Annotated in this window: 8 protein-coding genes, 1 tRNA gene and 1 pseudogene; 3 read left to right on the top strand and 7 right to left on the bottom strand. The window is 55.5% G+C overall.

What is annotated here, in order from left to right:
- Nucleotides 1–30: 30 nt before the first annotated feature.
- Nucleotides 31–105 (top strand) — tRNA-Phe (locus A2I95_RS23480).
- 27 nt (nt 106–132) lie between these two features.
- Here A2I95_RS23480 and A2I95_RS23485 read toward each other — a convergent pair.
- The 5 genes from A2I95_RS23485 to A2I95_RS23505 all read right to left on the bottom strand — a co-directional run bounded on the left by A2I95_RS23485 (nt 133) and on the right by A2I95_RS23505 (nt 4,838).
- Nucleotides 133–1,245, bottom strand: coding sequence for a site-specific integrase (locus A2I95_RS23485; protein WP_291733737.1), 1,113 nt, complete (start codon nt 1,243–1,245; stop codon nt 133–135).
- Nucleotides 1,246–1,260: 15 nt separating this feature from the next.
- A complete protein-coding gene (locus A2I95_RS23490; protein ID WP_291733739.1) occupies nt 1,261–1,509 on the bottom strand; it encodes a hypothetical protein in 249 nt (82 codons plus the stop codon).
- A gap of 109 nt (nt 1,510–1,618) precedes the next feature.
- On the bottom strand, nt 1,619–3,484 hold the full coding sequence (locus A2I95_RS23495) for a phage major capsid protein (RefSeq protein WP_291733742.1): 1,866 nt from the start codon (nt 3,482–3,484) through the stop codon (nt 1,619–1,621).
- 3 nt (nt 3,485–3,487) lie between these two features.
- Nucleotides 3,488–3,868: a hypothetical protein gene (locus tag A2I95_RS23500; RefSeq protein WP_291733744.1), complete on the bottom strand. Its 381-nt coding sequence runs from the start codon at nt 3,866–3,868 to the stop codon at nt 3,488–3,490.
- A gap of 55 nt (nt 3,869–3,923) precedes the next feature.
- Complete coding sequence (locus A2I95_RS23505) at nt 3,924–4,838, bottom strand: hypothetical protein (protein WP_291733745.1); 915 nt, start codon at nt 4,836–4,838, stop codon at nt 3,924–3,926.
- Nucleotides 4,839–5,674: 836 nt separating this feature from the next.
- On the opposite strand from A2I95_RS23505, the gene A2I95_RS23510 reads away from it, so the two are divergent.
- A complete protein-coding gene (locus A2I95_RS23510; RefSeq protein WP_291733746.1) occupies nt 5,675–5,935 on the top strand; it encodes a hypothetical protein in 261 nt (86 codons plus the stop codon).
- Between the two features lie 975 nt (nt 5,936–6,910).
- On the opposite strand, the gene A2I95_RS23515 is transcribed toward A2I95_RS23510, so the two are convergent.
- Complete coding sequence (locus A2I95_RS23515) at nt 6,911–7,186, bottom strand: helix-turn-helix domain-containing protein (protein ID WP_291733747.1); 276 nt, start codon at nt 7,184–7,186, stop codon at nt 6,911–6,913.
- Nucleotides 7,187–7,712: 526 nt separating this feature from the next.
- On the opposite strand from A2I95_RS23515, the gene A2I95_RS23520 reads away from it, so the two are divergent.
- Nucleotides 7,713–7,904: a hypothetical protein gene (locus A2I95_RS23520; RefSeq protein ID WP_291733748.1), complete on the top strand. Its 192-nt coding sequence runs from the start codon at nt 7,713–7,715 to the stop codon at nt 7,902–7,904.
- Nucleotides 7,905–8,593: 689 nt separating this feature from the next.
- On the opposite strand, the pseudogene A2I95_RS23525 reads toward A2I95_RS23520, so the two are convergent.
- A pseudogene (locus A2I95_RS23525) lies at nt 8,594–8,945 on the bottom strand (hypothetical protein); the annotation flags it as partial.

Genomic DNA, 8,945 nt, shown 5'->3' on the forward strand with positions numbered 1-8,945 from the left:
GCCCCCACCCAAGGCGATCAGCCTTCCCGTGCCCGGGTAGCTCAGGGGTAGAGCAGTGGATTGAAAATCCTCGTGTCGGTGGTTCGATTCCGCCCCCGGGCACCATCCTTTCCAAACATCGTTTGGCTTCAATTACTTGCGATGTGGTTTTGTCCCACTCGATGCCAGCGCGCCTAAAAGTGGGACACTCTTGTCTGCTGTTTGTTCTTCGGACATTCGACGCAGCGCACTTTCGGCGCGCGCCTTTTGGCTGGCCGCACGGGTGTAGCGGGTGACTTCCTTACTGGTCTTGTGCCCGGTGATCGCCATGATTTCGTGCTCACTGCAGCCCAACTCTGCCAGCCGCGCGGCCGCAGCTTTGCGGAGGCCGTGGACAGAGCAATTTGGCAATCCTGCTTCGTCGCACCACTTGCGGAAACGATTCCCGAATCCGTTGGAAGTGAATGGCCGATTGAACGCCGTCGCCAGGAAAGTCAGGTCGCCAGTAGGTGTTTGGTCGATAGTTTGTTGCAGCGCGGGGATGATCGGAATTTCCATCCGCACAGGGTTTCTGTTTCGGCCCTTGTGCTGTGTGAAGATCAGCCAGCCGTTCCGAACGTGCTGCTTGCCAAGCTTGACCAGATCGGCCCGTCTTTGACCCGTATATAAGGCGAGGGTCAGCGCCAGGCGTGCGGGTGTGCCGACCGGGTGGCACTCTTCAAACTTTTCGATTTCTTCCAGCGACCATGAATGGAAGCCGTCGGCATTGCCTTTTAGATATTCCACCTTTTCCGCGGGGTTGTCCTCGTGATGATCGTACCTCAGGGCAAAACGGTAGAGCTGACGAAGTGCTTTGACCATGCTGTTAGCGGCTTCGGGGCGGTCGGTCATTTCGTCTCTGCGGGAGCGAATGTGACGGGGAAGCAGGAGCGTAAACGGCTTGTCACCATCGTTTTTGTTTTGGCAAAACCGCTCGAGGATAGAACGCCGCACCTTCTGCGTTCTTGGGTCCAGTTCCTTGAACATTGCGCTCTTGTAGTACTGCACACAAAGCCATCGGATACTTCGCGGCAAGACTCGCGCAGCCTTGGTTGCAGTGTCCTTGGATGCATCCTGGCTGGCTGCAACGCGGCGATAGTCGGCTAGGAATTCCGGCGAGCCAATAGGCCCCCGCAGGCGGGTCTTCCGGCCGTGGCGCCGATAGTAGAGCCTTACGTTGCCGTGCCGGTCGGTGTCCTCCACCACGTATTTCAAACGAAACTTCATGGTTTTCCTGGGCATCTACTCGTCCCAGGGATTGTGTTCCGACTCGTCGCCACCTGGCAAGGCCTCAAAGGAACGGTCCAGGGAGCGCACATCCCAGACCCGGCGGCCGTCAATTTTCTTAGGTTTGGGCATCCGGCCATCGGAGACCATGGTATCAAATTTTGAAGCACCAATTCCGATGTATTCTGCGGCTTCTACGCGCGACAAACCACGCCGTGTCGGCAGTGGCACCGCTCTGAATTCTTGCATTGAGGTCATTTGCATAGCGAAGCCTCCGCAAATTCAATTATGTTGCGTGCCTGGTCCCGCGGTTGCGGCCTAATTGGCGTAGAAGGGCCGCGGGGCCAGGCTTTGGCTTGAAGGAACGGAGGCGTTAGGCCGTCACAATATCCTGAATTGCTGCGAAGGATTCGGCATGGCGTGCGGCAATGTCCCACTCACTGTGGGCAACAAGGCGCACGTTGCCTTTCGCTGCTTCGGTCACATCGTCCACAATAAGGTCGATCCCGCCCCACTGGCCAATCAGAAGATCAGCCCAGGCGCCGAAAATCGCTGCGGACAGATTTGTACCGCTGCCCTTGGTCAGATTTGACGGCACATTGCCGGAAAACCGTGCGCGATAGCCAGCGATACGCATGTCGTCCGCCGTCGAGGCCACATCCGGGTCAAGCATCATCGTTTCTGTGCCAGCCACGCGCGGTGTGGACATTAGCCAGCCTTTGACTTTGAGATTGGTCAGGAAGCCAAAGGAGGCAGGGTCAACGTTGGCGGCCTCTACGGTGCTGACCAGGTCCATGAGGTGACGCCACATGACTTGATCGCCGTCGGTGCCCAGGGGAACATTTCCAACCCCGGCCATGTTCAAAATGCCTGTGGGTTCAGGCCCGGTGCCCGTCCCTGCAATCGCGGCCTTGTCCAGAGCAACGCCAATTTGTGCGCGCAAGTCATTTGTCAAAATCTGATCAACTGCAGGCAAACTTTGTTTGAGCTGCCGTCGGGAAATGCGTGTGTGTGCAGAGAGTTGGTGCAGTGTCAGCGACACGGAATCAAAACTGGGTGTGCTTTCGCCTGCTTCGGAATCCTCGGCAATCCATTCGGCAGCACAACCCGCTGATTGCCGGGGTATGGAGATATTCTCGATAAGTCCAGGCAGGACGGTCGCGCCCAGTTCCATGACGCGGACTTGCGGTTTCAATACCTCGATAAATGCGTCGTGCATTTGATGCGTGCCGATCAGAGACGGCGCCGTCGCAGTGGTGACCAAGTCGCGTTTTGCGAGCGCGCCGACTGGCACATACACACCTGATGCGCTGCGGCCAGTCTGGTTGCGTACCTCTTCGGCGCACTCGCGTTCGAAGCCTGCATGCGACCAGTCACCGGACAGCGTTGCTTGCGCAAGCCGCGTCAGAGAATAGGAACGTTCGGCCGAAGCCACCGCCGGAGCACCCATACGGCTGCGCGTGGCGGGCTGTGGTGTGCTGCCCATTCCATCCAGGATCGAACGCTGGAATGCGTCAACGGCGGTCCCGTCTGTGATCGCTGCGGAAATGTCCTCGCTGGGGATGTTGAATTGCCGTCCAAGTGTGGTGATTTCTGCCGCGCGTTTGCGTTCAGCGGTGACGGAATTGGGAGTTGGGTTGGTCTGAGTTCCGGTCGTGGTGGGAGCTGTCATTGTGGTGCCTTTCAAGTTCGGTGGAAAGGATGCGGAACAACCAATCGCCAGGGACCGGCCCACCCCCACAGTAGGGTCAGCCGGAACTGCGACGAGAGAAATTTCTACCGCTTCCCATTTCGTGGCTCGAAGCACGGGATAACCGCTGTGTTCTCCGGCCGGTTTCAGCTCATGGACGGCGTACCCCACCGATACCGATTGCACTTCGCCTGCCTCTATGCGGGCGAGCATTGAGCTGCCTTCTGGGGTGTCAGCAAGCCGCACAACTGCGCGGCCCCGGCGCCCTTCGATGCGGGCGGAGACCACCGTCCCTACCATCGAGTCGACGTCGCGCCGGTGATCCTTGAGGACGGGAGCAGAGCCGCTGTTGAGCCTGGCCAGGTCAACCTCGCCCGGTTCGTGCCCCAGGACCTCATAGACCTGTCCTGTGGGGAAATCCCGCAGGACAGGAAGCTCACTTGAGAACGACAGAATGACCTTCCGGTCCCTGTCTTCCACTCTCGCTTCGGCAGCCACTTTGGGGCCGAAAACTGGTTCTTTGTGTTGTGTGATGTGTTCGTGCAGCATTGGTCAGGAATCCATTCTTACGGATGCGGCACCTGCGCCGACGAGGACGGCCAGTTCAGCAATCGCGCCTGGGCAGAAGCCCAAAAGCGGAGCGCCTTCTTGCTCTGCAACGGCCACGAAGTGATTGAGGCGCGAGTCCTTGTCACTCACAACGCCGCGCGCGCCGGATTTGTCCAGGCGGTAGATGACCAGGGCACAGCGGCCACGAGTAAGAGCTGCCTCGATTTTGTCCGGTGCGTCCCTCAGCAGATCTAAGGCGTCCTGTGTTTCAATTCCTGCCGTGTGAATTTCACGGGTGAGAACCGTGAGGCAGGCAGCAATGGTGTGATTACGGCTTAGGGCTGTCTTGGAAAGAGGTGCTTCGGCCACGGAGTAGGAATGCATTTGCTGTCTCCTTTTGGAGGGCGGTTGCTGGCGGAGAAGGGGAGGGGCAGAGGCTCTATTCGGGGGCTAAAGGCTTCGCCAGATAGGCTTCAACTTCGGGTGTTTTCAGCCAGCGGAATCCAGCATAGGTCATTATGCCGTTAGACTTCACCTTGTGGATGCCATGTGCAGCAAGGCCAGTTTGCAGCGTGGATTGGCCTTTTCTTGAGCTGGGTTTGTAAGTCAGCAGCGTCCCAGTCCAATCCGAATACCAAGCTTCAAATGCCCGAAAGAACTCCTGTGTTGGGGTGCGTGCTTTTGTGTCGCGAACTGCGCAATCGGCCAGAAACGCGCCTAGTGGATCAGTGGCCGACTTGAGCCAAGTAGATGCAGCGCTGTCAGTATCGCCGGTACTGTTCGGCAAGGCATGAGCTGTACCGACTTCTAGTTTGTTCTGAACGCGCCGATGTAGTTCCGAAAGGTTGATGACACAGACTGGCTCCTGCTCTGCTTCTTGGTGCCCCTGCCAATGTGAGAGTTCCACGGCTGTCAGGTCTGTGCTTGGTATGAATGCGAAGCCTGCACCTTTGTCATCCGATGGGGCCGGAGAATTTAACAGAGCCACCAAAAGTGTATCTTGTGGTCCGGAATACACATCGCCTGGCGCGCGAGGCCTACCACGCTGGAATGCCCGCACACCGTCTCCTGTTTCGCCCAGGAAGCAAAAGGATTGGGCGATGCGGATCGCGCGTTTTGAGTGGACGCCACCTGATACCAGGCGGAAGAAAACCGCCAGACACATCGTGCCCAGGGCTGTAACGAAGCGACCGCCACCGCGCCCGGCTCCGGCGCCACGCATCGGCTTGGTTATATGTTCGTCCAGCCCGCATGAATCTGTCAGCGATATGTCTAGAGCGCCTCCATAGAAGTGCCGGTAGAACTTACCTGGTTTCACGTCGGCGGCATCGAGTGCCAGCAAAAGCGGGTACATTGTCTGAGTTTCCGCTGACTTCATCCCTAATCCCCGCGAACTATCAACCTACGCAAAGAGAGGGCGGCGGGCTTGTTTAAAACACGTTAACTAGCCGTTCCCGTCGGGTGTGGATAAGAAAACCTTTCGCCCTTGTTTGATTGCAGTTGGAATAGGAGTTGCAGGAGAGGGGTAGATGTTTCAACTTGAGGCCGAATGCAGGTATAGAGAAGACAATGAACGACCGAGCAACAGGCAGGCGGTATTCACATCTTTACGTGAGCGCCGGTGTACCAGCAAAGGACAGCAAGAAGGCTCGCTTTAGGCTTGCAAGGTTGGCCACGAAATCGTGCCCGACACCGAGCACGTCCAGGTCAGGGTCCAGCTTGAATCATGCACTGTACGTGCAGAACAGGCTTGAAGATGAATTAGGCCGGAAGTTTTCCACTCGCTCTACATCTGGACGGCGGATAGCTAGTTGGGAATGGTTCTTTGAGAAAATCATTGTCACAGAAATGTTGGACGCTGTGACTATAATTTCGCAATATCTGAATAATGCTTATCGTCTCGACGAAAAGAAGTTCTTGGAAGAGGTAAGCAGAATATTCCAGGAAGAGAACTTAGCGTACTAGATAGATGATCTCGGCGGTGTTCACCCTCTGATCGATAGCGCATTTGGTGCAAACAAGGAGTCTGCAATTGCGGGCCTAGGTGATAAACGGTATCGTGCTACTGCTGATCTCATTGACCGAATTGATGAGTGCCTTTTACTTGATCCCGTTGACTACATAGGTGCAATTCGCTGCGCGTTTGGGGCTTGTGAGAACTTGTTTAAGCTGTCCTACGGTGTACCACGATTGGATGCCCGTACAGCCGGCGACAAAATTGGAAAGGATCAGCAGGCGCTATATGCGGCACACCCGACTTTGCAGTCTGTTAGCGCCAAGACGCTTGAAGGTTTCAAAGATTGGATCAACGCGGCGCATTTCTACAGGCACGAGCAGGGCGTAGAAGAACCAAATCAGCCTGCGGAAGAAGTGGCTGTGCTGTTGATTTCGCAAGGTCTGTCATACACTCGCTGGCTTGCGCAGTTGGACCGCAAGACGCTGGGACTGTAGTTGGTCCTAATGTTGCGATGCTGGTATATGAAAATTGCGCTTGGTAGCCCTTGAGACTGGTTCGACAAAGTACCCCGCACCCCGCTTAGGATCGAGTAGACCCCGCTCCCCGAGCATCCCCAGCAAGCTGTTGGGGAGTGAAAATGACAAGAACATCGAAGGTGGTTTGTCTTCGAACTGGTCGGAGACGAAACATATCGTTTGTTCGGTGACTGGGCGTGGAAGGGAAGGGCTAACGAAACTCAGCGCAGGCCAAGCCGCCGTCTGCGGTTGGTAGTGCTGAAAGTTGGACAAGCATCGGCACCTTGCCCCCGCACCCCTGTTCGGCCAGTTTGCCGTTTTCTGGGCACCGCTCCGCACCCCTGGCAGAATGCGGCGAATACGCTTACATGTGATTTTGCTAAGCAAGATAACTAGAGTTCAGCCGGGCGGCGGTTTTTCGGGTCAAACAATAACAACCCCAACCCAAAAGCCCACAATTGCAGAACCTGTAACTGCCCAAAACAACGGGGCGCGAATATACCCACGTGGCAGGAGCGGAGAAGGACCCGCGACGGCATCAACAGCAGTAAGAAGACCGGTGCAGGGAGGGGGAGAGTTTCTATACTCCTTTAAAGAAATTGCCCATTTGGACGATTTTCTTGTGTGGGGGTTATAGAATACTTCCTTAACTCCCTATGTAAGAAGGTGTAATTTATAAGATATTGATTTATAGGTTTTAATTATGAAATCCTTAGTGCTTTCACGCTCCCTGCAGCCTCCCCAAGGCTCCCCAGCCCTCCCCGCTTTTCTCCGTCCGGCTGTTTGTGGCTGGCCTCTGACTTCGTTCATGGATGCAAATTGGGGAATGCCAGGGACAGGCAGGGAGGTGACGGTCAGCACAGGGGCGCGGGGAGGTGTGACGGTTGGAGTAAGATGGCGGGCGCTTTCAACTTGTTTTAGCCCAGCTCCCTATGCGGCGCCTGGCAGGAATAGCTAGGGGTGCGGGGTATCGCACAAAACACCTATTGGCAGGCGGACGCCAGGACCGCCCGCATCGGCGGAAATAAAAACAACACCCGCTTTTTCAAGAGCGGACCGGATAGCGTCTGCAGTGGATGCACGGCCGCCGATGGTTTCTGCGTCCAGGGCTTCCAAACGGGCAATTGTTGGGAGGGAAACACCCGATGATTCAGCTAGTTTGTCTTGTGACCACCCGAGGAGGGCACGAGCCGCTTTGATCTGGCGAATTGATATTTTTCCTATTGACATACGTTGCACACCTATAGATTGTAATGATACTTTTTATATTAAAACACCGCCATCTGCAAGGTATCAACAGATGGCCGAAATTGGGGAGCGAATTATGTCCTGGATGTTTGAACGTATGTCCCAAGAAGGCGAAACTACATCATGTATGACCGCAAAAACGTGTTCTGCTGAGGTTAAGTGGCGAGCGTCGGGTGACGCGCGGCTGAGGCTTTGTGTTGATGGAATTTCGCTGCCGGACATGTACTTCGAATCACCAAAAGCGGCACGTAGCTACGCGGAGGTTGTTGCGGCACCATTGCTAAACAGGACTGGCTCCTTGCATGGCAATGCGAAGTTCTCGTCTGACCTGTGCAAACAAGAAATGGGCGGGGAAATGGAGCGGAAGCTCCGTAGGACCTTGGCGAAGGGCCTCAGAATCTAAGCAGAACCGAGGCACGTTGTTTTGAGTGGTTCACTAGAGAGAACGGTATTTTGGTCTAATCTGGTGAACCACTCCGTCTTTGGGTGAGATGTAATGCAGAGCAAGTTGGACCTGTATCAAGAGGCGTTGCGAGGCGCTGCAGAGTTGGTGCAGCGCTATGGGGAGGAATTTCTGCCTTTCTTCCTGCGTATGGAGGCCGCAGTGGCTGAACTGGAAGGCCAAGGCTCCGCGATTGACCGCGCCCTTGCTCTCTGTGGCAAGGTCCAGGGTGGAAAAAACGCAAACTGGTCATCCTGACGCAAACAGATCTGAGATTGGCCAGTTGAGCGCAAAAATGACGCGGTCGAATTTAACCAGCGGCAGGTCACACATCGTTGGCTTGGCTGCTTAAGGCTGCATGGCAGTGGGACAATCTTCGTGAAAAACCCTGTAATTCTGTGGAAGGTTTATGTGTCCCACTGCTTGTTAAGTTGTTGATTTTGTAAGGATCATGCGCCCCGCCCCCGGGCACCACTTCAAATAATTGAAATATTTGAAATTTTCCCAATATCTAGCACTGGCGTAAGAACTGCGTATTGCACTGGGGACGCACTGGGGACGCACTTTCTCCCGCGCAGCCATCGAGGCCTCTATTACCTTTCACCTACTCTTAAAGCTTCACCGAAAGAAGCCGAGTGTGCGGTTTAGATATCGGCACGCTGGACTGATTCGTGTGCCAGTCTCTGAGACGAGAGTGACATCTGCTATTAAGGCCTGCGCAAACTTGACGAGGCGAGCGTCGAACCGCACCTGTGTTGGTACTGAACCTAACCGCACCAAAATTTGCTCACCGCAGCGACTACTGTCGATTGCAGCCCAAGAATGAACGGCCGGATTTCTTGATTGAACCATGAGGGCGGAAAGCGGAAGTTTGCGGCAGGAGCGGTGACTGCATGATGTAGCGCTGAAAGCAGTTGTTCGCTCCGACTTCAGTGATACGGAAACCGCTATGCCGCGTCTTCTTCCGAAGGGTGACGGAGCTTGTTTCTCAGCACGGTCCGAAACACATTGCCAAAGGCCCGAGTGGCTGCCTTGCGGCTCATCACGCGTTTGCTCAGGTGGTAAAGCAGGGAATTTCCCTTCCCTGGAACAGCCAGGCGATGGCGCCCGATCGCTTCGATCGCCGCAGCAACCGTTTCCGGGGCCATTGGCTTGAACTTTGTTCCCGAAAATTCAAAATCCGGCGACAACTCGGTGTCGGTGAATCCCGGCGCAATCGCGAGCACATCGATACCCGCCGGCTCCAGCTCTGCTGCCAAGCTTTCGCTCAGGATCAAATCGTAGGCCTTTGTTGCTGCG

It is taken from the genome of Leisingera sp. F5, from assembly GCF_001593695.1.